This is a genomic window from Haloferax larsenii (assembly GCF_024730625.1).
In the GTDB taxonomy this organism is placed as follows: Archaea; Halobacteriota; Halobacteria; order Halobacteriales; family Haloferacaceae; genus Haloferax; species Haloferax larsenii.
Genome location: NZ_CP078063.1, coordinates 151,683 through 175,911, shown reverse-complemented (window position 1 = coordinate 175,911; position 24,229 = coordinate 151,683). Strand labels below are relative to the sequence as shown.

Here is a 24,229-nt window from a genome sequence, read left to right as displayed (position 1 = left end):
CACTGTAGCGACATTCTCTACTACGGGATAGTCACAGAGGACTGAAAAGACATGAGGGGACCCATGCGATTGCACGCCGACACGCGGGGACAAGTAGAACAGATAGGGACGATTCTACTCGTTGGCATCGTCATCCTCTCGGTCGGTACGTTTGGCGTGTTCTACATGGGGCAGACCCAGAGTGGTGGTGCGGGCGACGCGAACGCCGAGGCCGTCGCGACGGCGGACTTCCGGGCGACAGTGTCGCAATCGACGCTCAAGCTTCACCATCTCGGCGGTGACCCGTTCTCGACGGACGACCTCCGAGTTATCGCCAGAAACGAGAGCCGAGAACAGACGTTCTCTCTCACTGCCGCCAACCTCACAGGAGACGACGCGGTGTTCCATTCGGGGGAGACAGCGGCCGTACAGTGGAACCAGCCCCCGGGAGAGGTAGTGACGGTCCTGCTGGTCGATGACGACGGAGACCGCGTCGTCTTCCGAACCGAGGTGGTCATCGACAACGAGAACGAAGACCTCGAATCCGAAATCGGCGTCGGGCAGGAAAGCGGGAGCAACCCCGGTGCGAAGACAGACCCGACTGCCGACGCCGGGAATCAGGTAACGATAGATGGGATAGAGGGTGAGACCGCTGAGTTCTCTGGCGACGGAACGGACCCCGACGGGGGGGACGTGACCTACCAGTGGCGTATCGTCGACTGGGACGGCCTCTCCGACTCACAACTCGACTTCACCAGCGGGACGGAGTCCAAGACGCCCGTGGTCGAGATCAAACAGAACATCACCGATAGAGACCACGAACTCACTGTCGAACTCGAAGTCGAAGACGACGAGGGCAACACAACGACCGACCAGACGACGCTCGTCGTCGAACGTCTGAACCGCCCGCCCGAAGCGGACGCCGGAGAGGACCAGGGAGGTGCTGACGATGAGGGCGATGGTGACGATGGCGACGATAGTGACGAGGACGATGGCGACGAGGATAACGAAGACGACGATAGGGATGAAGACGATAGGGATGAAGACGACGGAGACGAAGATGACGATACCGACCGAATCGAAGGCCCAGTCTTCGATACGACACGGGACGATGGCGTATTCGCTCGTATCGACGGACAGCGAGTGCAGGCGACGATTGGGAACGGCGGCATCCTCACGTTCTCTCTCGATGGGTCCGGAAGCTTCGACCCCGACGGCGACGAACTCTCCTACGAGTGGACCGTCGCCGAAAACGATAGCGCCCCGATTCTCGAACACATCTCGCTGACAAATTCGGGGAGCGTCACCCCCACGCTCACCGTCTCACCACTGTCTCTCGCCGAGAACCGAACGATTACGGTGCAACTCACCGTCACCGAATCCTCGACCGAAGAGCGACTCAGCGACACGGACACGGTGAACATCACGCTGCTCGCGAACAACGAACAGCCGACGGCGCGACTCGACGCCGATTGTACGGGACTCACCTGTGCGTTCGACGCGAGTGCGTCTTCAGACGGCGACCTCGGTCTCGGGGTCGGACAGTCCGATTCGCTCAGCTACGAGTGGGACTTCGGCGACGGAACGACACAGACGACGGACTCGCCGACTGTCACCCACACCTACGGTGAGAGCGACGAATACGACGTGAGCGTCACCGTCTCTGACGGCAGTGCGTCGGATTCAGTGACGAAAACCGTCCGAGCGGGGACGCTCCGATACGTCACGGGGACCGGCGTCGCGACGTGCGGCCAGACGAACGACCGTAACAGGGGCCACGGGAACGACTGCGACGGGTACGACGAGGATAACCCAGGTGCAAGCAACGGTGCCCAAGGTCGACCCAACGAAGAGGCAGACCACATTCGGTTCGATATCCGAAACGACGCCGAAGACGAGGTTCGAATCACCGGCGTGAGTATCGTCGATACCAGTGCGGGCAACGTGTACGTCGAAGAGGACTGGTGGCCGTTCGACGACCCATCGGGCGAAACCGTGGCAGCCCTCGCCGGGAGTCTCTCGGGAGACTGGACTCGCCTGACTGGTGTATTCGAGTTCCTCTACGACGCTGAGACGCGCGACCGACTCGACGCAGACTCACGGTTGGTTCCAACTGTGGACCCCGTCTCCTCGGCCGTCTCTGACCGCACGCTCGACCCGGACGAGGAAGCCACGGTCACACTTGGCCCGCTATACAGAGACGCGAACGGGAACCGTGAAATCGACCTCTCCGACGAAGACGTGACCGTCCGAGTCACGTACGAGTACGTCGAGGCTGACGGCACGACGAGCGACGAAACGCAGTTCACCTTCACCGACGGCGAAGACGATTCGGACAACGAACCAACCATCCGCGGACTTCGTCTCGAAGACCAGAGTCAGTATTCGAACGCCGAGTACGACATCTCCTACGACGTCTCGAACGCCGACCCCAACGGCTGGGTCGAGGTTGCTGTCGACAACCGAGACAACACGTGGTCTGATAGCCTCTTGTGGACTTCCGGTACCCGAGGAACGGCGTGGTATTTCCACGGCGGGACCATGGGCGACACGTACGAAATCACGGTGCGCGCGTACCGCGCCGACGGGACGCTTCTCACCGAAGAGTCCATCGTCGACGTTGCGGACGGCACCGACCCGTCGCAGAAGGGGACGCTCACCAAACCGACCAGTCCGACGATAGAGAGCGTCTCGGTCAAAGACAAGACCAAACGAGACAACGGCGACTATCAGGTCAAAGTCAAAGTCGACGACGACCACGACGAGTTCTCTCGCACCGAAGTCGTCTTCCAGAACAACGACCACTCGTGGGCAACTCGAACCGAGTCGAGTACGCAGAAGAACGCCGTGTTACGATACCGACGGGGTGGCGTCGAGGACGATTCGTACGACATCGTCGTCCGCGTCGTCGATAACGACGGTATCGTCGTCGACGAGCAGGTCGTGGCCGACACGGCCGACGGGACCGACCCGTAATTTCGACGTTCGACGTAACTCCTCATCGACAAAATCTTATCCCCCGGATTTGTATCACCGACCATGACTTCCGTCGGCATCGACGCCATCGAGATTTGGACGGGGAAACTCGTTTTAGACCTTCCTAACACCTTCGCGCCGGTGAAGGGCGAAGACCCGGAAAAGTACACGAAAGGCCTCGGACTGGAGACGTCGTCGTTCCCCGACGTCTACGAGGACATCGTGACCATGGGTGCGAACGCCGCGAAGAACCTGATGGTTCGAAAGGGCCTCACGCCCGAAGACATCGGCCGCATCGACGTGGCCACCGAGTCGGCGTTCGACAACTCCAAGCCGGTGTCGACGTACATCGCCGGCTGTCTCGAACAGGTGTTCGAGGGCGACTTCCGCCACGCCAACAAAGGCGAGCGGAAGTTCGCTTGCATCGCCGGGACGCAGAGTCTCGACGACGCGTACAACTGGATTAAGGCCGGTCGCAACCGCGGGCGCGCGGCACTCGTCATCGCTACCGACACCGCCCTCTACGAGCGCGGTGACCCGGGTGAGGCGACGCAGGGTGCCGGTGCGGTCGCGATGCTCATCGACGAGGACCCGGACCTCGTCGAACTCTCGACCGAGCAGGGCTACGGCAGCATGGACGAGACGGACTTCCTGAAGCCCAACCAGCAGTTCCCCTCGGTCGACGGCAAGCGCTCCATGCAGGTGTACCTCGCACGCATGCGCGAGGCGCTCGAAGATTACGAGAGCGTCGCGGGCCGCACGCACCCCGACCTCTTCGAGTACATTCCGTTCCACACGCCCTTCCCGGGCATGGTGCGCAAGGCCGCACTCCTCGGGTTCCGTCACATGACCCGCGACACCGACATCGAGGACGACCTCGAATCGGAAATCGGTCGCCAGCCGCGCGAGGCTGACTTCGAGACGTGGGACGACTACGAGGAGGCCATCCGCGCGTACATGGACAAGCTGAAAACGACCGAGGAGTACCGCGACTGGTACGGTCGCGTCATCGAGCCGACGCTCGACATCTCCAGTCGCGTCGGCAACTGGTACACTGGCTCGGTCCACATCGCCCGCGCGTCGGCGCTGAAAGCCGCCGCCGAAGCGGGCAAGGACATGGTCGGCAAGAAGCTCCTCGTCGGCTCCTACGGCTCCGGCGCACAGGCCGAGATTCACGCCGAGACCGTCCAAGAGACGTGGCTCGACGAAATCGAAGCGCTCAACGTGGACGAGCAACTCGCCGCGCGCAAGGAGATTACCTTCGACGAGTACGAACTCATCCACGACGTACACAACCACGAAAAGGAAGTCGAAGTCGAGGAACTCACCCAGCCCGAAGACGAGTTCGTCTTCACCGGGTGGGGCCGGATGAACGAGCGCCGCTACGAGTACGTGGAGTAGCGGGAACCGTCCGCACGAACGAAGTGAGTGCGGAGACGAAGCGCCCGCTGGCGCTTCGGAAATACGAGTACGTCGAGTAGCGGGGACCGTCCGCACGAACGAAGTGAGTGCGGAGACGAAGCGCCCACTGGCGCTTCGGAAGTACGAATACGTCGAGTAGCGGGGGCCGTCAGAACGACCTGTTTTTCTCGCTTACGACACCCCACGACTCCGCCGGGTCACCGCCGCGGTCGTCGTAGAACTTGCGACCGATGTAGTCGTCGGTCACGCTTCCGATAATCGTCGTGAACAGTTCGTCGCCCGAGACGTAGGTCTCCGAGCCCAGTCGAGCCAGAATCGACTCGATTGTCTCGGAGTCTTCGTGGTCCGGCGCGTCGACGGCGACGTGGCCCGCCTGCTCGACGACGTGGTCGGTGGTGACTGGGTACGTGAACTCCCGTTCGACGAACGAAGCGAGTTCGTGAAGATTCATGAACAACCGTTGTCGGTCGCGACGTTTCGGTGTTTTTTGCCTTCGCGGTGACAGTCAGGAAAGACAGAGAGAGTTGGACTATCCTAACGCGACGGGGAGAGGTCGGTCGAACGACCGAAGAACGCGCAATTCGAGCCGTTACGGGAGTTTCCGCAGCGCTTCGAGCATCTCGTCGAGGTCGCGGTTCGTCACGGCGAGACCGAAGCCGTCGATGGTCGCGAGCGACGGTGCGTGTTCCCAGAGGTCGTCTTCGGTGAGTCCGTGGAGGACGACCGCGTTCGGCGTGGGGGTGACGACTCGCATGGCGACGAGCGGCGACTCACCGCGGGTGACGTCGGTGAAGACGAGCGAGCGACTCGTCGATTGGCCGTAGAGGCGGTAGAACTCCTCGGAGGAGAGGCGCGTAATCGCCTGGATGCTGTTGATGACGGTGTGGCCACTGATTCGGTCTTCGTCGCCGCTGACGATTTCGGTCGCACCGATGGCGTCGTAGAAGCTGTCCAGCGGAATCGACGTCGGATACTCCCGCAGGTCTTGGACGATGTCGCTTTCGAAGCCGGCCGAGAGGACGCGCGCGTACTGTCGGATGCGACTGCCGCCGCGGGCTTCGTCGATGTCGAGGAGCGCTTCGACCATCCGGCGAATGACGCCGATTCCGGGGCTTTCGCGGCGGCCGCTTTCGTAGTCCGAGACGACCGACGAGGAGACGTCGAGTTGCTCGGCGAGGGCAGTCTGTGAGATGTCGAAGTCCGTGCGCCACTTGCGGAGGGTCGCGCCGGGGTCGTTAGAGAGCGTAATCTCGCCCGCGATTCGGCGGGCGAGGTCGTCGCGAGGTGCTGCGGTCACCGGGCGCACCTCCGTACGACGGGGAGGTCGGACATGCGAGACAGTGCGAGAGTGTCCCGCAAAAGCGTGTCGAAAGGGGACATCGTCGCCTGACGAATCTCTCGGGGAACGCTTCAAGTCTATCGCGTCCCACGAGAGGGTATGCCATCGACACTCGTCCACGTCGCGGTGGGCGGACTCGTCGGGGCGGCGCTGCTCGGTCGCTGGTTCGACTCGCGGAGCATCGCCGTCGTCTTGGTCGCAGCTGCGGTTCCGGACCTCGACTCGTTTACCAGTACCCTCCTCCCCGGCAGTCATCGAGCCCTCCTGCACACACTGTTGCTCCCGCTCGTACTCGGCGCGGTCGTGCTGTACGACACCAGAATACGCGAGAAGTCACAGATTCGAGGTCGGTGGGGATTCCGCGGCGTCGTCGTCGCGTGGGTCGCCATCGCCGCACTCCTCGGTGGCGGCATCTTCCCCGACCTGTTTACCAACGGCGTCAACGCCTTTTACCCCGTCCACGACGCGTTTTACTCGGTGACTGGGAAAGCCGAGTTGTCGAGTACGCGGGGATTCGTCCAGACGTTCTTCGAACTCCAGACCGACTCGGCTCCGCCGACGACGGAGAACTTCCACTACAGCACCGCTGTCGACCCGACGCCGGGAGCCGACCCCGAGAACGTCGAGCGAATCGCCCCACTTGCCTCCTCGGGGCTCGAACTCATGCTGGTTTTACTCGGGGGCGGTGTCGTCGGGGGACGACTTCTCTCGGAGCGATGGCGGCGGTCGGCGGAGTAAGCGCGGCCGGTCTCCGAGAGTTCATAACGGATGCCGACCCACCGCTTTCTATGAGCGACCTACCCGAGGGTGTCGCGGTACGCCCGTACGAACCGACCGACGCCGACGCATTCTGGGAACTCAAACGCGGGTTCGAACTCGGAATCGGCGAGGGGACCGGCGGCGACGACAAACTCGACACGTACGAGGCGAAACTCACCGACGACTACCGCGAGCGATACCTCTCGTGGGTGGCGCGCTGTACGACCGACGACCCTGGATGTGTCGTCGTCGCCGAGGCAGAGAAGGGTGAAGACGACACGGAGCCGTCTCTCGCTGGCTACGCCTTCGCACTCCCCGAGGAGATGACGTTCATCTGGGACGCGGCGGTGCTCAACGAGATATTCGTCGCGCCCGAGTTCCGCGGGACGGGTGTCGCCGACGCGCTCATGCAGGCCGTCCTCGACCACGCGCGCTCGCAGGACCTCCCGTTAGACCGGATGGTCCTCGACGTCGACGAGGCGAACGACCGGGCGCGGGCCTTCTACGACCGCTACGGGTTCGACCACTGGGGCGAACTCGTGGCACGCGACCTCTGAGGCGGTCTGCAAACAGCAGGGAGAATTACCGAATCGCGGAGGCTGCCACACCGCCCACGATGCCGAGGACGGCGGGATAGACGATACCGGCGAGGAGCACCGACGTCACCGGGTCGGGTCGGGCGACAGCGTCGCCGATGGTGATAGCGAACAGCGCGAGTCCGGCGAGCGCGACAGGGAGATAGCCCAGCACGGTCGAGCCACCAGCCATCGCACCCGACTTCGCCGACGATGCGCCGCAGGCGACGGCCGAGACGACGCCTGCCGCGAGGAGTGCCACCGCGGGGACGGCGTACAGCACGGCCGAGAACGCTTCGACGCCCTCGATGAGGTTTGTTGACGATGTCGTTCCGAACAGGCCGGGGAAATTCGTCGTCACACCGTGGGCGTTCATGAACACCCACCCCACGACCTTCCACGTGGAGATGTCCGACCCGAGTGCTTCGAGTACTTGGCTCGCGGTCGAATTCTCGATGGTCGACGAGGTTGCGACGTAGGTGGCGAGGTACCCGAGGAGGGCCGCACCCAGCCCGGCCACCGCACCGATACCGACCGTTTTCGCCGTCGATTGCGCCGAATCGCTGGCTGACCCGGTTGTCACTGACATTGTGTCGGATGCGATTGTGCGTCTCCGGTATATGTCTCGTGGCCGTCGTGTGAGGCGTGTTCGTGAAGCGTGCGACACCGAATCACGCCGCAGCGAGACGGTTCAGTTGTCGGTGTTGGTGTCAGCGTTGGCGGTGGCGTCGTCGTCTGCGGCGGCATCGTCGTCTGCAGCGGTGCCGATTGCGACGCTGGCGTCGGCAGCGCCATCCCAAGCGAACTCGGCGTCGTAGTCGCCGCCGGTCGCATCCAGCCACTCGTCCTGTGAGACGCTGTAGACGAACTGGTCGGCGACGCCGTCTTCGACCGGCAGACTGTTTCGGTCCCGTCCGTCGCGGCCACCGCCGAGTGAGCCCATGTACTTCTCGATGGCGCGTTGGGACTTTTCGTTCTCGACGGCGTGTTTGACCTCGACGACTTCGAGGTCGAGTACGTCGAACGCCAGTGCGGTGAGGGCGTCGGCGCGCTCGCCCGAGTAGCCCCGGCCCCAGAATTGCGGGCGGAGCCAGAAGCCGAGCGTGCCAACCCGACGGGGCCACTCGGTGTGGATACCACCGAACCCAGCGAGTTCGCCTGCCCCATCCTCTCCGTCCCGCGGGTAGACCGCGTACTGGGCGCTCTCGGCGTCGTCCCACTTCGACGCGCAGTCGTCGAGGAAGTCTTTCGAGACCTTCGGTGTCTCGTGGCGCGACCACGGCATGTACGTCGTCACCTCGTCCATCTCCGGTTGCGAACAAGCCTCGTACACGTCGAGCGGGTGGACGTTCTCGGGGCGGGCGGCCACGAGTCGCAGACGCTCGGTCTCGACGACATCGGGATAGAGGTGACTCATTGGCGGTCCTCCCAGTGGAACTCGGCGTCGTAGTCGCCGCCTGTCGTGTCTTTCCACTGCTCGCGCGTCACCGAGTAGGTGTGAACGTCGTGGGGAGTCCCGTCCATATCGACCGACACGTTGCGGAACAGACCGTCGTGCTGCCCGCCGAAGCGGTCGATGTACTTCTCGACGGCCCGAATCGACTGCTCGTTTTCCGGGACGACCTGCACGTAGGCGAGGTCGAGGTCGAGCACGTCGAAGACGGTGGCGAAGAGCGCGGCGGCGCGCTCGCCCGAGTAGCCCCGGCCCCAGAACTTCTTTCGAAGCCACATGCCGAAGACGGCGCGCTGCGTGTCCCACTCGGGGTTGAAGCCAGTCGTGCCAGCAAATTCGCCAGCGCCGTCTTCGCCCCCGCGGGGGAAGATGCCGTAGATGGCGTTTTCGGCCTCGCGGTGGCCCTTCTCGGCCTGTTTCAGGAAGTCGAATCCCTCTTTGGGAGTCTGGTAGGGGTTCCACGTGACGTACTCGGTCTCTTCTTCGATGGTGTCCGACCGCGACGCCGCGAAGTAGTCGTATACGTCTACAGGGTCGACAACCTCCCGCGACAAGGCGCGAAGCCTGAGTCGCGGGGTGACAATTTCGTCGGGAAACATGGACCAGAGCGCACTCGGAGGGGAGTAATAAATTTTCCGTGTATTGACACCCGAGAACATTGGACAGTGTACAGGTATCTACCTTGGGCCGTCGGTCGGTTAGTCGTCTCCAACACCCTCGGTGGCCACCCCTGCCGACGTGTGATAATCGCCAAATTCGGGGTGTGTCTCGCGCATCCACACGAAGGCGATGCTACCGGAGAGAAACATCGCAGCGGCGGTCGCGTAGAACGCCATCTGGACCGAGACGAGATCGGCCGCGAGGCCGATGAGTATTGCACCGAAGCCATAGCCGGCGTCGCGCCACATTCGATACACGCCGAGGCCGGTCGCGCGCCACGTCGGATGGGCCGCGTCGCCGACGACAGTAATGAGATTTGGATACAAGAGTGCCATCCCGAAACCGGTGATGCCGGCGGTAATCGTCCACGGGACGAGTCCCGAGACGAACGTCGTCGCCAGAACGCCGCCGCCAGCGACGAACATCCCCGCGACGACAGGGGGCCGACGCCCGATGTCGTCGGCGAGTTTCCCGGTGTACAACTGGAGGAGACCCCACACGCCACCGTAGACGCCGACCACGACGCCGACATCGACGACGGACTGCCCTGCCGAGGTGAGATACAGCGGGTACGCAATCCACACCAGCGCGTCGACGAATTTCTCGACGCTCCCAGCCTGTGCGGCGGCGAACAGCGTCTTGTCACCCCACGTCGCCCGCTTGAGAATCGTCGAAAAGGGGAGGTTTGCACCCGAGTCGGTACCTTCGCCTGGTGTCTCTGCTTCTGCCTCGGCCTCGGCTTCGGCCTTCGCGTACGGAAGTGTCTCCTCGACGAAGAACACCGCAACGAGAAGACCGAGGACGACGACGCCGGCGAGGAAGACGAACGGGGCGGGCCGGAGTCCATACTGTCCGGCGAGGACGCCCGTCACCCACGAGCCGACGGCGACGCCACCGTAGCCGAACGCTTCGTCCAAGCCGACCGCGAACCCGCGGCGTTCGCTCCCGGCGAGGTCGATTTTCGCGTTGACGCTCATACTCCACGCAAGCCCCTGATTGACGCCGAGGAGGACGTTTCCGACCGTGACCCACCACCAACTCGGTGCGAAGATGAGGATGGCGGGAATCGGCAGGGCGACGACCCACCCCGCGACGAGAATCGGTTTTCGACCGTACGTTTCGGCCCACTTCCCGCCGTAGAGGTTGAGAAGCGCCTTGACGAACCCGAAGCTGACGACGAACGACCCGATGACGAGGACCGATTCGACGCCCAGCACGTCTCTTCCGAGAATGGGGACGACGTTCCGCTCCGACCCGATTGTCAACCCCACCGCGAACACCGTCAGTAGTTGGAGGACGAACTGCCGCCAGTTCTGGCGAATCCCCTGCGTGTACCCTGTCATCTCCGTGTACGTCGTCGGGGATGGCCCCATTAATAGTGTGTGTTTTCCACTATATTGTGTATTGGAGAGTACGAGAGAAAAGTTGGTTGGCTGTGTCGTCGCGTCGACTGGACTCTCGGTCTCTGTGTGTTCTTCGAACGGCTATCGAGAACTGTCTCGAAGGGCGGAGTTATCAGAGGTCTTTCCCACCGTTGACGTCGATGACTTCGCCCGTGATGAACGACGAGCGGTCGCTCGCGAGGAACGCGACGACCTCGGCGACTTCTTCGACGGTGCCAAGTCGGCCGAGTGGCGTGTCCTCCCGGATACGGTCTTTTATTTTCTCGGGAAGTTCCTCGACCATCTGTGTCGAGATGAACCCCGGTGCGACGCAGTTGGCAGTCGTACCTTCACGAGCGAGTTCGAGCGCGAGCGTCCGGGTGAAGCCGAAGATTCCGGCCTTCGCAGTCGCGTAGTTCGCCTGCCCGAAGTTGCCTCCCTTGCCCACGATACTGGAGATGTTGATGAGGCGGCCCTCTTCGGCGGCGACCAAATCGTCGTAGAACGTCTGCGTGCAGTGGAACGTCCCGTCGAGGTGCACGTCGAGAACGACGTCCCAGTCTTCGTGGGACATCTCCTTGAACAGGATGTCCTGATTGATACCCGCATTGTTCACCAGCACGTCGACCGGTCCAAAGGTCTCGTGGACCTCTGCGCGCATCTGCTCGACTTGGTCGACGTCGGTCACGTCAGCCTGCACCGCGATAGCCGACCCACCTGACGACTCGATTGCGTCGACGACCGCCTCGGCCTCTTCCGGAGAGGACCGGTAGTTGACTACGACCTCACAGCCTTCGTTCCCGAACCGCTCTGCGATTCCGCGACCGATTCCACGCGACGACCCCGTGACCACGCACGTTTTCTTCCGCATAGTACCGTACATACAGTCCGAGTCATAAAGTAATCTAGCGGTGACACTATCGGCGACCGTTCTCGGCCGTTTACTCCGACGTCGGTGGCCGTCGAACAGCGCTCCGCAACCACTAAACGCGCCTCGGTCCTTCCTCCGGTAATGGTAGATTGGACGGAGAAGTACCGCCCATCGACGCTCTCGGAGGTGCGCGGGAACAACAAGGCCCGGGACGCACTCGCCGAGTGGGGCAAATCGTGGGATGACCACCGAGAGGCGGCCATCGTCCACGGCAGTCCGGGTATCGGGAAGACCTCCGCCGCCCACGCGCTCGCGGCCGATATGGGGTGGGAGACAGTCGAGTTGAACGCCTCGGACCAGCGGACCGCCGACGTCATCGAGCGCTTCGCCGGTCGCGCCGCGAAGAACGCCACGCTCGCCGGGTCGTCGTCGGGCACGTCCACTCGGCAGTTAGTCATCCTCGACGAGGCGGACAACATCCACGGCAACTACGACCGCGGCGGTGCCAGCGCCATCACGAAACTCGTCAAGTCGTCGAGCCAGCCTATCGTTCTCATCGCCAACGAGTTCTACGACATGAGCCGCGGCCTGCGGAACGCCTGCCGCGAAATCGAGTTCCGAGACGTGTCGGCGCGCTCTATCGTCCCCGTCCTCCGCGACATCTGTCGAAAAGAGGGCGTCGAGTTCGAGTCGGCGGCCCTCGAACGCATCGCGGACATGAACAGCGGCGACCTCCGCTCGGCGGTCAACGACCTCCAGGCAATCGCCGAAGGCCGCGACCAAATCACCGAAGAGAACGTCGTGATGGGCGACCGGGACCGCTCGGTGGGGCTCTTCGAATTCCTCGACGCCGTCCTCAAAGAAAAGCCCGCACAGGAGGCGCTGTACACCGCCTACGACGTGGACGAGACGCCGGACGACCTCACGAAGTGGATAGAGGACAAGGTGTCTCTCGTCTACGAACCGGACGAACTCGCGCGGGCGTACGAGTTCCTCGCCAACGCGGACCGCTGGCTGGGTCGCGTCCGCGCCACGCAGAACTACTCCTATTGGCGCTATGCGACAGACAACCTCGCCGCTGGCGTCGCCGCATCGCGAGACCGCACCCGCGGTGGATGGACCCGATACGGTGGCGCACCGTATCGCTCGACGCGAGACAAGACGCGCGACACCGTCGTGCGGAAGATTGCCGAACACGGGGGGTTCAGCATGGCCACCGCACGGCGTGAAGTGCTGCCGTTCCTCTCGGCTATCACGCACCACTGCAAACCGCGTGAGTTGACCGTGGCGATGACGGCGTACTACGACTTCGACACCTCGCACGTCTCGTTCGTCACCGGAAGCGGCGAGACGACGAACAAGGTCCAGTCCATCGTCGAAGACGCCGAGGAACTGCGCGAGGAATTAGTCGAAGAACACGCCGGCGGTGCCTTCGCCGGGATGGACGACCTCGAAACCGGCGGTCCGGGTGACGGCGAACGAGTCGATGGCGACACCGACACCGGCTCCGACGACGTCCTCGATAGGGACGCCGACGAGACTGCCGAGACGGACGACGCGTCTGCGACGGACGACGGACAGGCCGGGCTGTCCGACTTCTTCTGAGTTCGAGCGGCGTCAGCTATCGATAGCTGGTCACTCTCCGACGTGGGGCGTCTCCCACCGAGTCAACGCCCGAAAGAGCCGGAGGACGACGAGATAACAGAGTGCCAACCCGGCGACGACGCGGCCCGAAACGACCCAGAAGGTAATCACACCGAGCGATTTCACGACTCCGACCAGCGCGATGGTTGGCTTACGACCGAGATAGCCTGCTAGCGTGGTCTTGTTCGACTTCGAATCACCGTCGATATCTTGGATGTTCCGCGATTCGACGCCGGCGAACGCAATCAAAAACCAGCCGACGAAGACGCCGCCGAGTTCCCATCCAATCGTGACGGTCGTCGAAACCAGCAGTGAGAAGACGACGACGAACGCCCACGTCGCCCCGACAGCCAGCGAGTCGAACGTCGGGTGTTGCTTGAGGTGACCGTAGACGAGCAAGACGAGCAGCGGAAGGTGCCCGAGAGCGAGGTACTCGACGCCGAGGTCCGGGCGTTCGAGAACGAGCATCACCAAGAGGGCGACGTATCCGAGCAAAGCGAGCAGTTCCGTCACGAGGAGGGCAAACTGATGCCGTCGCACCAATTCGGTTCGGTACGGTTGGTTCACCTCGTCTTCTGGAGCGACTCGCCGTCTGTCTTCGACGTAGATGAAATAGAACAACAACGGGGGAAGAACCAACCCGACGCCGACGGACGAAAGCGGAATCGAGAGTGCCGTCGCAGAGATTGCGACCATCAGCGACGACGCCAGACACAACCAGATATTCAGTTTTAAAAACAGAAACCGTATTTCGTGGAGGGACATGTGAATTAGTCAGTCGTTGGTTGTTACGCTTGTTGCCAGTGCTGTCGGCCAAATCGGGTCAGTTCTTCGGTTACAGTCGTCATTCTGATGGTGTTACTGGGCTGCGACGCTTTCGGCCTCTGACGTCGTTTGGTTCTGTGGCAGGCGTGGAAGGGTGATTTCGATTTTGGTACCCGAATCGGTCACTTCCGTCGTCAGTTCTCCGTTCGACCGGGCGACGATCCAGTGGACTAACCACAGGCCGATTCCGGAGCCGTGTTGCAGGTCGGTCTCTTCTTGCGCCTTCAGCACGCTGACTTCGACCGAGGGGAGTCCTGGGCCGTTGTCTTCGACGACGAGGGTCACACTCGTGTCGGTCAGCTCGGTGGAGACGACGATGTCAGCCGGTTCTGAGCCGTGGTGGTGTGTAAGGGCGTTGTCGATGAGTTCCAATACGGCGAGGTCGAATCGTGGGTGGACCTCGACTTCCACGTCGTCGATGTCGAACGAGACGGTTGCGGGGGGTGTGACCTGATATTCTTCTCGGGCTTTCTCGATGTCTTCTCTGAGTGACCGCTGGACCGTCTCGTCGTACGAAAACACCGACTCGATTTTCCCCGCCTTCTCGGCTTGCTTGACGATTTTCGTCGACCGGTCGTTGATTCTCTCCGCCCACTCGGCGACGTCTCCGCTGGACGCGTCTTCGATGATTTGTGCGTACCCAGAGATGACGTTGAGGTCGTTGCGGATGTTGTGCCGGAAGACGCGAGAGAGAATCTGTTTGAGGAGGTCCAACTCGTTTTCGCGTTTCTTGAGCGCAGTGATGTCGCTCAATACCATTATTTCACCTTCGAGGCCCCTCCCGTACGCAATCGTAGAGGTCTGGACCGAGAAGAACCGTGTCTCGTCGTTACGCCGGAATTCGAGGGTCTCAGCCGCCCCTTCAGTCGAGGTCACGTGCTCAGAGAGGACGACGTCGATTTGTTGTCCGATGATTCCGGCCCCGAACAACTGTCCGGCCGCGTCGTTCACGTCGACGACATTCCCCTCGGGATTGATGACAAATATCGCATCAGAGACCTCCTGGAACGTCTGTTCTCGGGCCACGGGGACGAACTTCATGAATCCGTTTTTGCTGATGGAGAATGCGAAAAACACGCCGGAAAACGAGTAGACCACGGAAGTCAGGTCGAAGTACACCGGCACCAACTCCGCGACCTTGACCACCGTCGAGAGAACGAGCATCGAGAAGATGACCAAGAGATAGAGCGTCTGCCGGCGATGGGTGCCATTCGTCCGGAGCGCCTCACCGACGAACATCCCTGCGGCTAAGAACACCAGCAAGTATCCGTATATCTTCGTGACGAAGATTTTGAGCGGCCCGCCCAAATCAGGGGCATGCAAGTAGCCGTTTGGTCCGACGTGGTATTCGGGTGTGTACACTAAGTTGTCGGGGTTGAACCACGACAAGACGAACAACACGAGTATCGGGAGGAACGAAGCGACGGCGACCCGTCGTGAAACGTTGTGCTTGAAGACGAATTCGTAGGCGAGCAGGAACATCGTGACCGCTGCGGTCGGTATCATCACCCAGAAGAAGTTTGCAAGGGCGAGTGTGAGACCGGGGTCGGAGACGAGTGTAAACGTCGCAAAGAGGAATGCCCACACACCACCGGTCGCCATCGACAGGATGAACCATATCACACCGGGCTTGCGTCGGTCTCCCCAGAGGACGTAACTGTTAGCTATCGATGGAATCACTCCAAGATACATTAAAGCGATAGCAATTTCGGGAGTGAGCCAACTTTCCATTCGCACGTGTGCAATTCTGGAGGGTACTATTCAATTGTTCGCCTACCTGATGGTCAATTATTCTATCTATTGACAATAGACACGAGAGGGGTATATAAAAACCCGATAAAAATGAGATATAAAGAAGGGAACACAGGAGACGGTATATGTCTATACGAGATACTACCGGTATGTCTGATTATTGGTGTATTAATCGGGTTCGTCGAAATCTGCTGACGAGTCGACGTTCACAGCTGTGATTGAAATTCGACTATTTTGGGACTGCCAGCGCGACAGGCTGGACACCCTCTGCTGTCGGTCTCGATAAAAACAGTCTCGGTCAGTTCGGTTCCGAAACGGTGTGCCGGTGCGTGGCGTCTCGAGCTCAGGGAATCGGTGCCGACACGGTACGGCCCGACCTGTCGTCGTCAGCGGTAAACCCACGCCACACGGTCGCTCCGCAGTCTGGACAGTCGATACGCTGGAGTTGGCCGTCTACTTCGTGTGTGGGCCAGTCACCGAGCGCCGCCGCGCGGCCGCACGTCTGACAGAACAGTATCGCCTTGCGGCGGTCGAAATCGGGGGGGTCGGTACTGAATTCGCAGGGTGTGTCGCTCATGCCGCCACAACCGTGATTTCCGGCAATAAGACTGTTGGGAGGTGTGTTCCCGAGTAGCTCAGAACAGCTTCGAGAGGAACTGCTTCCCGCGGTCGGTCTTGGGGTTCTCGAAGAACTGTTCCGGCGGTGAGTCCTCGACGACGCGACCGTCGGCCATGAGGACGATACGGTCGCCGACTTCCCGAGCGAAGCCCATCTCGTGGGTGACGACGAGCATCGTCATGCCCTCGTCGGCGAGGCCGTGCATGACGTCGAGCACTTCCCCGACGAGTTCGGGGTCGAGTGCGCTCGTGACCTCGTCGAAGAGCATGACACGTGGGTCCATCGCGAGTGCGCGGGCGATGGCGACGCGTTGTTGCTGGCCGCCGGAGAGTTGGTTCGGGTAGGAGTTATCCTGGTCGGCAAGACCGACCCGGTCGAGTAACTCTTCTGCCCGCCGGACGGCGACCTCTTCGTCGAGGTCCTTTACCTTCTTCGGGGCGAGCGTCACGTTCTCCAGCGCCGTCTTGTGCGGGAAGAGATTGAAGCTCTGGAACACCATCCCGATGCGCTGCCGAAGGTGGTTGATGTCCGCGTCAGGGTCGGATATCGAGGTACCGTCGAGTCGAATCTCTCCGTCCTGAATCTCTTCGAGACGGTTCGCACAGCGAAGGAGCGTGGACTTCCCCGAGCCAGATGGCCCGATGATGACGCACACTTCGCCCTCTTCGACTTCGAGGTCGACGTCTTTGAGGACGTGCGTCTCGCCGAAGTATTTGTCAACCTTGTCGAATTCGAGGAGACTCATCGACGGTCACCTCCCCAGTCCGAGCGGTTTTCGAGGTATCTGACCACCTTTCCGAGTGGCATCGTGATACCGAGGTACGCGATAGCCACGAGGAGAATGGGCGTCCACGGGTCGAACGTCGTGGAGTTGACTTGCCGGAACGCGCTGATGAGTTCGGGGACAGCGATGACCGTCAGGAGCGAGGTGTCTTTCACCAGAATGACTTGGTCGTTGCCGATTGCAGCAAGCGCATTGCGCCATGCCTGCGGGAGGACAACCTCGCGCATCGCCTGCACGTAGGACATCCCGAGCGAACGGGCCGCTTCCATCTGTCCTTCGGGGACGGCGCTGATACCACCGCGGACTGCCTCACCGACGTATGCAGCGTGGTTGAGCGTCAGGCCGATGATGGCGGCCGGAATCGCCCAGTTGCGGATGGGGAACTGCCCCGGAGGCCAGAATGCCGGAATCCCGAAGAAAATGACGATGAGCTGGAACAGAAGTGGCGTTCCGCGGAAGAACTCGACGTAGCCGGTCGCAACCGTGTTGGTGATTCGAGTCTTCGAGACGCGGCCGAGTCCCACAAAGATGCCGGAGATAATAGACAGGACACTCCCAGCGAGGAAGATGCCCAACACCAGCAGGTACGCGTTGACGAACTGCGGGTAGATTATCTCCACGAAGAGGTCGAAATCGACCTGCGTGAAGATAATCGACCCGATGAACAGCCCAACCACCAGTGTGAACACTGACGCAACGGCTGCACCTGCGAACTTCAGCGTCTTGTCGTTCAGAAACTGCTCTTGGAACTCGTCGTCCGTGCTCTGCCCCTCAGAGTATGATTCTGCCATTGGTAATGGTTCTCACAGAGTTAGTATAAAAACGCGGTGCGCGAGTTAGCCCGAGAAGTACTCCGAGTAAATCTCGTCGTACGTCCCGTTTTCTTTGATGGTCGCGATAGCCCCGTTGACTTCTTCACGGAGGTCATCGTCGTCCTTGCGGAATCCGATACCGTACTCTTCGACGGTGAGCGTCAGGTACGGCGGTGCCTCTTTGCCCTGCTCTTCGGCAGCACCAGACCCTTCGAGGAATTTGACGTTGTCACTCTGGTTGACGAACTCCGCGTTGACAGTATTGTCGTTGACGACTGCGTCGACCTGGTTGTTTCTGAGTGCGTCGAACGCACCGGTAATCTGGTCGTAGCGCTGGATGGTCAGGTCGCCGCCGAACTCCTCTTTGAGTCCGTCGGCGGCTGATGCACCGGTCGTCCCCTTCTGGACACCAATCGTTGTCCCCTTGAGGTCTTCTTTCGCTGCGATGTCGCTGTCGTTCAGGATGACGACCGTCTGGTAGGCCGTGAAGTACGGGTCGGAGAAGTCAATCTTCTCGGCACGGTCTTCGGTAATGGTCATCGCGGACATGATGACGCGGAAGTTACCGTTGTTCAGCGCCGGGATGATGCCGTCGAAGCTCGTCTTCTGGAACTCGTAGTCGTAGCCGAGTTGCTCGCCGAAGACGGCCTCGGCGATGTCAACGTCGAATCCGACGAGTTCGCCCTCGGTCGTCTCGTATTCGAACGGGCGGTACGGGATGTCCGACCCGATAGTAATCGTATCACCGCCACCGCCGCCGAGACAGCCGGCCATCGTGAACGTGGCTGCAGCCCCTGCGGCACCCTTCAGATAGGTACGACGTTGCATAACAAGGCACAGGTAGCACATCCGCCTATAACACTTCTTCGGTCCGTCTCCCGATTCACGTTTGTTTTGGTGAAATTTGCCAGAAAAACGGTAGAATGAATAAGAAATCAGCATATCATAGGAAATCTAACAATCTAAGTTAAGAATGTTGGTCAATGATACAACATAGCAAGGATGTTTCGATTCGCCAAACTATGCTCGTCGTGAAAATCAGGGCGAGAAGCTAGTCTGCGTCGTTGGTGACAGCGGCCCGAGGTGCGGGGAGGCCACCACGGACAACGGAGAACGCAGCTACGACGAGGACGAGCGCGACGACAGTGCCGCCAAGGTGGGCGAGTTGGAGCGTCGGCCCATACACCTGCCGGCCGACGATGAGGAGCGCGACGACAATCACGCTCGCGGGCGCGACAAGTAGCCGTAGTTTGCCGTATGCATCCTTCTGCGCGCCGTGCGCTGCAGAGGCCCAGAGAGTCGCACAGATGAGTGCGGCGTAGGTGGCGAGGCCGACGACGTAGTAGGTTGCCTGCGTCGTCGGGCCGAAGGCGACGAAGCTGTGCGGTGTGAGGACGAGCATGATCGGCATCCCGAGGAGTGCCAGTCGGACTGCGTCAGCGGTGCGTCCGATACCGCGGTCGGCGAGCCCCCACGCAGCGGCGGCGACGACGGCAGTGAAGATGGACGTCGCGACGACGTAGTGGGCGGTCAGGATGACCCACTCGTACTCGGTGACGGTGAGCGCGCCGAGGACGATTTGGAACGGGAGGATGACCGTCGCGACGACGAGCGCGTAGCGAACGCGGGCGGCGACGCCCTCGCGCCACGCTTTCACCGTCGTGCCGAGGATGACGAAGCCGGTGAGCATCGCGACGAGGCGGTGGAACCACTCGATGAAACTGCCCCAGTTGGCCGGAAAGAGACCGAGAAAGCCGTCACAGAACGGCCAGCGGCCGGCACAGGTGAGTCCAGCGCCCGACGCGGCGGTGTAGACGCCGAGGACCATCAGAACGCCGGTCATCACGGCACCACCGGCGAGGAGGCGACGAAGCCGAGGTGTCATACGCGGGGGTCAGGTCCGCGTAAACTTATATCTCGCAGGTATGGTCGTCGAAGACCGCGTCTCCTGTAAGTCGTCTCGGTCCGACACCGACCACGAGCCGTCCCATTCAAGTCGATTCGGTTGGACGCCCGAGATATGAACGAGCGACTCGCATCACGGGCCGAGCGTCTCGACGCGTACCTCGCCGAGCAGGACGCCGAGGCGGTCTGGTTCGCCCGCCCGAACTCCTTTGCGTGGCTCCTCGGTGGCGACAACGTCGTCGACCGCGACTCCGATATTGGGGTCGCGGCCGCCGGATACGACGGCGACGAGTTCCACGTCGTGACCGACAACATCGAAGCGACCCGACTCCTCCACGAAGAAGTTCCCCACGAAGACGTGCAAATCCATCAGTACCAATGGTACGAGGGTTCTCTCGCGTCCGCCGTCGCGACTGTGTCGCCGACGCCCGCAGCCGCCGACTTCGACGTCCCGGGCTTCAGTGAGGTCGATGCCGGAACCCTTCGACAGCCACTCAGCGAAGACGATATCGAGTCCTACCGCGCCCTCAGCCGCGACGTGGCCGACGCCGTCGAGCGCGTCTGTCGCGAACTCCATCCCGACGACACCGAACACGAAGTCGCGTCCGGCCTGCGTGTGACGCTCCACGCGATGGGTATCGAGACGCCAGTGGCCCTCGTGGGTGGCGCGCGCCGGGCGCAGAAATACCGGCACTACACGCCGACTAAAGAGCGACTCGGCGACTACGCGTTGGTGTCGGTGACGGCCCAGCGAGACGGGCTTTACGCGAGTTGCACGAGAACTGTCGCATTCGACGCCCCCGAGTGGCTCGAAGAACGCCACGAGAAGACGACGCGCGTCGAAGTGAACGCGCTCGGGGCGACACAGCGCGTCGCCGCCGAGGGAGGAACCGCTGCCGACGTGTTCGATACCATCCGCGACACCTACGACGAGGTCGGCGCGCCCGACGAGTGGCTGAACCACCATCAGGGCGGCGCTGCCGGGTTCGCCGGACGTGAGTGGTTCGCGCGCCCCGACGCCGACGACGAGGTTCGCGTCCCGATGGGCTACGCGTACAACCCGACTATCGAGGGCGCAAAGAGCGAAGACACGGTGCTCGTCACCGAGGACGACGCCGAAGTGCTGACGACGACCGGTTCGTGGCCGACTCGAACCGTCACCGACGAGACTGGCACCTTCGAACTCGAACGCCACGAAATTCTTCACATCGATTTGGAGTAATTTTTGTTCGCGCCCGGCGTCGAAGCGTCGCGTTCATCGAACTTCCGTCTGGCGACGATTCGACAGCCGTCGAACTCAATATTCGACGCCCTTGGATAGTTTTTTGCCTCCGGACTGAGGACCACTGAGTCATGGGACTGGACGACGACTCACGGGAATACCACCGACGGGACCCGCCCGGAAAGATAGAGATTGCGACGACAAAACCGACGAACACGCAGCGTGACCTCTCGCTCGCGTACTCGCCGGGTGTCGCGGCACCGTGTCGCGATATCGACGAAGACGAAGACGCCGCATACGAGTACACCGCGAAGGGGAACCTCGTGGGCGTCGTCTCCAACGGGACGGCCGTCCTCGGCCTCGGTGACATCGGCGCGTCGGCGTCCAAGCCCGTCATGGAGGGCAAAGGCGTCCTGTTCAAACGCTTCGCCGACATCGACGTGTTCGACGTCGAACTCGACATCACCGAAGTCGACGACTTCGTCGCGGCGACGAAGGCCATGGAACCGACGTTCGGCGGCATCAACCTCGAAGACATCAAAGCGCCGGAGTGCTTCGAAATCGAGCAACAACTCCGCGAGTCGATGGACATCCCGGTCTTCCACGACGACCAGCACGGGACGGCCATCATCTCCGGTGCGGCGCTGTTGAACGCTGCGGACGTCGTCGACAAGGAACTCGACGAACTCGATATCGTCTTCTCCGGTGCCGGTGCGTCGGCTCTCGCCACTGCTCGGTTCTACGTCTCTCTCGGCGCGAAGAAAGAGAACATCACGATGTGCGACTCCTCGGGTATCATCACGGAGGCGCGCGTCGAGGCGGGCGACGTCAACAAGTACAAAGCCGAGTTCGCTCAGCCAGTCGAAGAAGGCGACCTCGCGGACGCGATGCGGGGCGCAGACGTGTTCGCCGGTCTCTCGGTCGGCGGCATCGTCTCGCAGGAGATGGTTCGGTCGATGGCGAACGACCCCATCATCTTCGCGATGGCGAATCCGGACCCAGAAATCACCTACGAGGACGCCAAGAACGCCCGCGACGACATGGTCATCATGGCGACGGGGCGCTCCGACTATCCGAATCAGGTGAACAACGTCCTCGGATTCCCCTTCATCTTCCGCGGCGCGCTCGACGTGCGCGCCACCGAAATCAACGAGTCGATGAAGCGCGCGGCCGCCGAAGCGCTCGCCGAACTCGCTCGGCAGGACGTTCCCGACGCGGTCGTTAAGGCCTACGGCGACCACCCGCTTCAGTTCGGTCCCGACTACCTCATCCCGAAGCCACTCGACCCGCGCGTCCTGTTCGAAGTCGCGCCCGCGGTGGCACAGGCGGCGGTGAACTCCGGTGCGGCCCGCAAGCGCGTGGACCTCAACGAGTACCGCGAGCGCCTCGAAGCCCGCCTCGGGAAGTCCCGCGAGATGATGCGCGTCGTCCTCAACAAGGCGAAGTCCGACCCCAAGCGCGTCGCTCTCGCCGAGGGGACCAACGATAAAATCATCCGCGCAGCCTACCAGATGCAGGAGGAAGGCATTGCACAGCCCATCCTCATCGGCAACACCAAACGTATCCTGCGGAAGGCGGAGGAACTCGGCCTCGACTTCGACCCCACAATCGCTAACCCACGTGACGGCGAGTGGGACCACTACGCCGACCGTCTGTACGAACTTCGCAAGCGCAAGGGACTCACGAAGTCCGAGGCGAGCGAACTCGTCCGCCGCGACTCCAACTACTTCGCCAGCGTGATGGTCGAGACGGGCGACGCCGACGCGATGCTGACGGGCCTCACCCACCACTACCCCGGTGGCCTTCGCCCGCCGCTGCAGGTTGTCGGCACGGCCGAAGACGCCGACTACGCGGCCGGTGTCTACATGATGACGTTCAAGAACCGCGTCGTCTTCTGCGCCGACGCGACGGTCAACCTCGACCCCGACGAGGAAGTTCTCGCGGAGATTACGAAGCACACGGCGGAACTCGCCCGGCGGTTCAACGTCGAACCCCGAGCAGCCCTGCTGTCATACTCGAACTTCGGCAGTGTCGACAACGAAGGCACGGCCAAGCCACGGAACGCCGCGCGGTTGCTGCAGGACGACCCGGACGTGGACTTCCCGGTGGACGGTGAGATGCAGGCCGACACGGCGCTCGTCGAGGACATCCTCACGGGCACCTACGAGTTCGCAGACCTCGACGAACCCGCGAACCTGCTCATCTTCCCGAACCTCGAAGCAGGGAACATCGGCTACAAACTCCTCCAGCGCCTCGGTGGCGCGGAGGCTATCGGCCCGATGCTCGTCGGTATGGGCAAGCCCGTGCACGTCCTTCAGCGCGGCGACGAAGTGAAGGACATCGTCAATCTGGCTGCGACCGCTGTGGTCGACGCACAGAACGAGTAGTCGCCCCCGAGCGGAGCGAGGGGGATTTTTGGTCCAGATTTTTCAAGGAGTGGTCGCCGGAGGCGACCCGACGCAGAAAAAGGTGGTTGTCGACGCACAGAACGAGTAGTCGCCCCCGAGCGGCGTACCCGTTTTCTAACTTCTATCGAAAATCGACCCACGCGACAGCGACGCCGACGCCAGCGAGCGGCGGGGCCGCATAGAGCGCGAACGTCGTCGGGTCCGGCGGCGAGAAGAACGCGGCGAAGGCGACGATGAAAAGCAGCGCCACGCCACTGGGTCGACCACCGAGTCGAGACCAGAGCGCATTCGCCCGGACTAACCCGACCAAAAGCGGCGGAGTGGCCGCACCGACTCCGACAGCGACGGGAAAGAAGAGTTCGAGTTCGAGCACCGCTTGTCGGGCCGAGAGCGTGAGCCGGTCCGCTCCGGCGAGGATATCGAGGAGCGTCGGCGTGGTGAGCCACGCGAGTCCGGTACTGACGACGAACAAGACCGCGGCGGCGACGAAATGGGGCACAGCAGTTCGAAGGGAGACGCTGGAGTCGCGGCCGGTCAGCGAGACGAGGTGCGTGCCGCCCGCGAAGACGCCCACGAGGGCGGCCAGTTCTCCGCGAACGAGGAGGTCCGAAGACGTACCCAGTACCTGGCGTCCGAGTTCCGCAGTTGGTGAGAGGTGTCCCGAGTCGGACACGAGCGCGAAGACGACCGCCGATGCGACGAGGCTACTGACGGCGACGTTCAGTGCTCGACATCTGAGCGTCGCGGCAAGCGGGGACAACCCGCGGCCGCGCGGGTCGAACGACTCACCGGTTTCCGTCGCGTCCATGAGCGCCCGTCGTCATACTTCGTTGTCAACTTTG

Annotated in this window: 22 protein-coding genes; 7 read left to right on the top strand and 15 right to left on the bottom strand. The window is 62.0% G+C overall.

The genetic code is table 11. From position 1 onward, the window contains the following. The first annotated feature begins 63 nt into the window (after positions 1-63). Together KU306_RS00990 and hmgB are read left to right on the top strand one after the other, a co-directional pair. A complete protein-coding gene (locus tag KU306_RS00990) occupies positions 64-2,955 on the top strand; it encodes a type IV pilin N-terminal domain-containing protein (RefSeq protein ID WP_258302596.1) in 2,892 nt (963 codons plus the stop codon). A gap of 63 nt (positions 2,956-3,018) precedes the next feature. Then, positions 3,019-4,356, top strand: coding sequence for a hydroxymethylglutaryl-CoA synthase (gene hmgB / locus KU306_RS00985; RefSeq protein WP_258302595.1), 1,338 nt, complete (start codon positions 3,019-3,021; stop codon positions 4,354-4,356). A 169-nt stretch (positions 4,357-4,525) separates the two neighbouring features. Here hmgB and KU306_RS00980 read toward each other — a convergent pair whose 3' ends face one another. Beyond that, complete coding sequence (locus KU306_RS00980; RefSeq protein WP_007542850.1) at positions 4,526-4,828, bottom strand: DUF5789 family protein; 303 nt, start codon at positions 4,826-4,828, stop codon at positions 4,526-4,528. A 138-nt stretch (positions 4,829-4,966) separates the two neighbouring features. Further along, a complete protein-coding gene (locus tag KU306_RS00975; RefSeq protein WP_007542851.1) occupies positions 4,967-5,674 on the bottom strand; it encodes a helix-turn-helix domain-containing protein in 708 nt (235 codons plus the stop codon). A 141-nt stretch (positions 5,675-5,815) separates the two neighbouring features. On the opposite strand from KU306_RS00975, the gene KU306_RS00970 reads away from it, so the two are divergent. Together KU306_RS00970 and KU306_RS00965 are read left to right on the top strand one after the other, a co-directional pair. After that, positions 5,816-6,454 (top strand): metal-dependent hydrolase, encoded by a 639-nt coding sequence (locus KU306_RS00970; protein WP_258302594.1) that lies wholly within the window; start codon positions 5,816-5,818, stop codon positions 6,452-6,454. 50 nt (positions 6,455-6,504) lie between these two features. Further along, positions 6,505-7,032 carry a GNAT family N-acetyltransferase gene (locus tag KU306_RS00965; protein ID WP_258302593.1) on the top strand — a complete coding sequence of 176 codons (528 nt, stop codon included), beginning with the start codon at positions 6,505-6,507 and terminating at the stop codon, positions 7,030-7,032. Positions 7,033-7,057: 25 nt separating this feature from the next. On the opposite strand, the gene KU306_RS00960 is transcribed toward KU306_RS00965, so the two are convergent. From KU306_RS00960 to fabG, 5 genes are all read right to left on the bottom strand, one after another. After that, the gene (locus KU306_RS00960) at positions 7,058-7,639 is read right to left on the bottom strand and encodes a DUF7978 family protein (protein ID WP_258302592.1); all 582 of its coding nucleotides are present in this window, start codon (positions 7,637-7,639) and stop codon (positions 7,058-7,060) included. A gap of 102 nt (positions 7,640-7,741) precedes the next feature. After that, positions 7,742-8,467 carry a GNAT family N-acetyltransferase gene (locus KU306_RS00955; RefSeq protein ID WP_258302591.1) on the bottom strand — a complete coding sequence of 242 codons (726 nt, stop codon included), beginning with the start codon at positions 8,465-8,467 and terminating at the stop codon, positions 7,742-7,744. Next, on the bottom strand, positions 8,464-9,102 hold the full coding sequence (locus KU306_RS00950) for a GNAT family N-acetyltransferase (RefSeq protein WP_258302590.1): 639 nt from the start codon (positions 9,100-9,102) through the stop codon (positions 8,464-8,466). The genes KU306_RS00955 and KU306_RS00950 overlap by 4 nt, the downstream gene beginning before the upstream one ends. 99 nt (positions 9,103-9,201) lie before the next feature. Next, positions 9,202-10,506 carry an MFS transporter gene (locus KU306_RS00945; RefSeq protein ID WP_258302589.1) on the bottom strand — a complete coding sequence of 435 codons (1,305 nt, stop codon included), beginning with the start codon at positions 10,504-10,506 and terminating at the stop codon, positions 9,202-9,204. 172 nt (positions 10,507-10,678) lie between these two features. Continuing rightward, positions 10,679-11,416, bottom strand: a complete 738-nt coding sequence (fabG, locus tag KU306_RS00940; protein WP_049918756.1) for a 3-oxoacyl-[acyl-carrier-protein] reductase — start codon at positions 11,414-11,416, stop codon at positions 10,679-10,681. Between the two features lie 141 nt (positions 11,417-11,557). Here fabG and KU306_RS00935 point away from each other — a divergent pair, with 141 nt between their 5' ends. Further along, on the top strand, positions 11,558-13,021 hold the full coding sequence (locus tag KU306_RS00935) for a replication factor C large subunit (protein WP_258302588.1): 1,464 nt from the start codon (positions 11,558-11,560) through the stop codon (positions 13,019-13,021). A gap of 30 nt (positions 13,022-13,051) precedes the next feature. Here the strand turns inward: KU306_RS00935 and KU306_RS00930 are convergent, their stop codons facing one another. From KU306_RS00930 to KU306_RS00900, 7 genes are all read right to left on the bottom strand, one after another. After that, positions 13,052-13,756 (bottom strand): UbiA family prenyltransferase, encoded by a 705-nt coding sequence (locus tag KU306_RS00930; RefSeq protein WP_007542863.1) that lies wholly within the window; start codon positions 13,754-13,756, stop codon positions 13,052-13,054. A 162-nt stretch (positions 13,757-13,918) separates the two neighbouring features. Further along, complete coding sequence (locus KU306_RS00925; protein WP_425499530.1) at positions 13,919-15,508, bottom strand: histidine kinase N-terminal 7TM domain-containing protein; 1,590 nt, start codon at positions 15,506-15,508, stop codon at positions 13,919-13,921. A gap of 472 nt (positions 15,509-15,980) precedes the next feature. Continuing rightward, entirely contained in the window at positions 15,981-16,214 is a 234-nt protein-coding gene (locus tag KU306_RS00920) for a DUF8106 domain-containing protein (RefSeq protein ID WP_258302586.1), read from the bottom strand. A gap of 58 nt (positions 16,215-16,272) precedes the next feature. Further along, positions 16,273-17,001: an amino acid ABC transporter ATP-binding protein gene (locus tag KU306_RS00915; protein WP_007542869.1), complete on the bottom strand. Its 729-nt coding sequence runs from the start codon at positions 16,999-17,001 to the stop codon at positions 16,273-16,275. Continuing rightward, positions 16,998-17,831: an amino acid ABC transporter permease gene (locus tag KU306_RS00910; RefSeq protein WP_258302585.1), complete on the bottom strand. Its 834-nt coding sequence runs from the start codon at positions 17,829-17,831 to the stop codon at positions 16,998-17,000. Before KU306_RS00910 ends, KU306_RS00915 begins: the two co-directional genes overlap by 4 nt. Before the next feature lie 45 nt (positions 17,832-17,876). Next, on the bottom strand, positions 17,877-18,680 hold the full coding sequence (locus KU306_RS00905) for a basic amino acid ABC transporter substrate-binding protein (protein ID WP_258302584.1): 804 nt from the start codon (positions 18,678-18,680) through the stop codon (positions 17,877-17,879). Positions 18,681-18,903: 223 nt separating this feature from the next. Continuing rightward, positions 18,904-19,695 carry a COX15/CtaA family protein gene (locus KU306_RS00900; RefSeq protein WP_193788122.1) on the bottom strand — a complete coding sequence of 264 codons (792 nt, stop codon included), beginning with the start codon at positions 19,693-19,695 and terminating at the stop codon, positions 18,904-18,906. A gap of 177 nt (positions 19,696-19,872) precedes the next feature. Here KU306_RS00900 and KU306_RS00895 point away from each other — a divergent pair, with 177 nt between their 5' ends. Further along, positions 19,873-20,979 (top strand): M24 family metallopeptidase, encoded by a 1,107-nt coding sequence (locus KU306_RS00895; protein ID WP_258302583.1) that lies wholly within the window; start codon positions 19,873-19,875, stop codon positions 20,977-20,979. A 131-nt stretch (positions 20,980-21,110) separates the two neighbouring features. Then, positions 21,111-23,366, top strand: coding sequence for an NADP-dependent malic enzyme (locus KU306_RS00890; RefSeq protein WP_258302582.1), 2,256 nt, complete (start codon positions 21,111-21,113; stop codon positions 23,364-23,366). 142 nt (positions 23,367-23,508) lie between these two features. On the opposite strand, the gene KU306_RS00885 is transcribed toward KU306_RS00890, so the two are convergent. Further along, complete coding sequence (locus tag KU306_RS00885; protein WP_258302581.1) at positions 23,509-24,195, bottom strand: twin-arginine translocase subunit TatC; 687 nt, start codon at positions 24,193-24,195, stop codon at positions 23,509-23,511. Positions 24,196-24,229: the final 34 nt, after the last annotated feature.

Bases quoted from the DNA above. Each gene is read 5' to 3' on its own strand.
- KU306_RS00900 (WP_193788122.1), bottom strand. From the start codon at position 19,695: ATGACCGGCGTTCTGATGGTCCTCGGCGTCTACACCGCCGCGTCGGGC.
- KU306_RS00970 (WP_258302594.1), top strand. From the start codon at position 5,816: ATGCCATCGACACTCGTCCACGTCGCGGTGGGCGGACTCGTCGGGGCG.
- KU306_RS00955 (WP_258302591.1), bottom strand. From the start codon at position 8,467: ATGAGTCACCTCTATCCCGATGTCGTCGAGACCGAGCGTCTGCGACTC.
- KU306_RS00895 (WP_258302583.1), top strand. From the start codon at position 19,873: ATGAACGAGCGACTCGCATCACGGGCCGAGCGTCTCGACGCGTACCTC.
- KU306_RS00960 (WP_258302592.1), bottom strand. From the start codon at position 7,639: ATGTCAGTGACAACCGGGTCAGCCAGCGATTCGGCGCAATCGACGGCG.
- KU306_RS00890 (WP_258302582.1), top strand. From the start codon at position 21,111: ATGGGACTGGACGACGACTCACGGGAATACCACCGACGGGACCCGCCC.
- hmgB (WP_258302595.1), top strand. From the start codon at position 3,019: ATGACTTCCGTCGGCATCGACGCCATCGAGATTTGGACGGGGAAACTC.
- KU306_RS00950 (WP_258302590.1), bottom strand. From the start codon at position 9,102: ATGTTTCCCGACGAAATTGTCACCCCGCGACTCAGGCTTCGCGCCTTG.
- KU306_RS00980 (WP_007542850.1), bottom strand. From the start codon at position 4,828: ATGAATCTTCACGAACTCGCTTCGTTCGTCGAACGGGAGTTCACGTAC.
- KU306_RS00905 (WP_258302584.1), bottom strand. From the start codon at position 18,680: ATGCAACGTCGTACCTATCTGAAGGGTGCCGCAGGGGCTGCAGCCACG.
- fabG (WP_049918756.1), bottom strand. From the start codon at position 11,416: ATGCGGAAGAAAACGTGCGTGGTCACGGGGTCGTCGCGTGGAATCGGT.
- KU306_RS00885 (WP_258302581.1), bottom strand. From the start codon at position 24,195: ATGGACGCGACGGAAACCGGTGAGTCGTTCGACCCGCGCGGCCGCGGG.
- KU306_RS00965 (WP_258302593.1), top strand. From the start codon at position 6,505: ATGAGCGACCTACCCGAGGGTGTCGCGGTACGCCCGTACGAACCGACC.
- KU306_RS00990 (WP_258302596.1), top strand. From the start codon at position 64: ATGCGATTGCACGCCGACACGCGGGGACAAGTAGAACAGATAGGGACG.
- KU306_RS00945 (WP_258302589.1), bottom strand. From the start codon at position 10,506: ATGACAGGGTACACGCAGGGGATTCGCCAGAACTGGCGGCAGTTCGTC.
- KU306_RS00930 (WP_007542863.1), bottom strand. From the start codon at position 13,756: ATGGTCGCAATCTCTGCGACGGCACTCTCGATTCCGCTTTCGTCCGTC.
- KU306_RS00920 (WP_258302586.1), bottom strand. From the start codon at position 16,214: ATGAGCGACACACCCTGCGAATTCAGTACCGACCCCCCCGATTTCGAC.
- KU306_RS00910 (WP_258302585.1), bottom strand. From the start codon at position 17,831: ATGGCAGAATCATACTCTGAGGGGCAGAGCACGGACGACGAGTTCCAA.
- KU306_RS00915 (WP_007542869.1), bottom strand. From the start codon at position 17,001: ATGAGTCTCCTCGAATTCGACAAGGTTGACAAATACTTCGGCGAGACG.
- KU306_RS00935 (WP_258302588.1), top strand. From the start codon at position 11,558: ATGGTAGATTGGACGGAGAAGTACCGCCCATCGACGCTCTCGGAGGTG.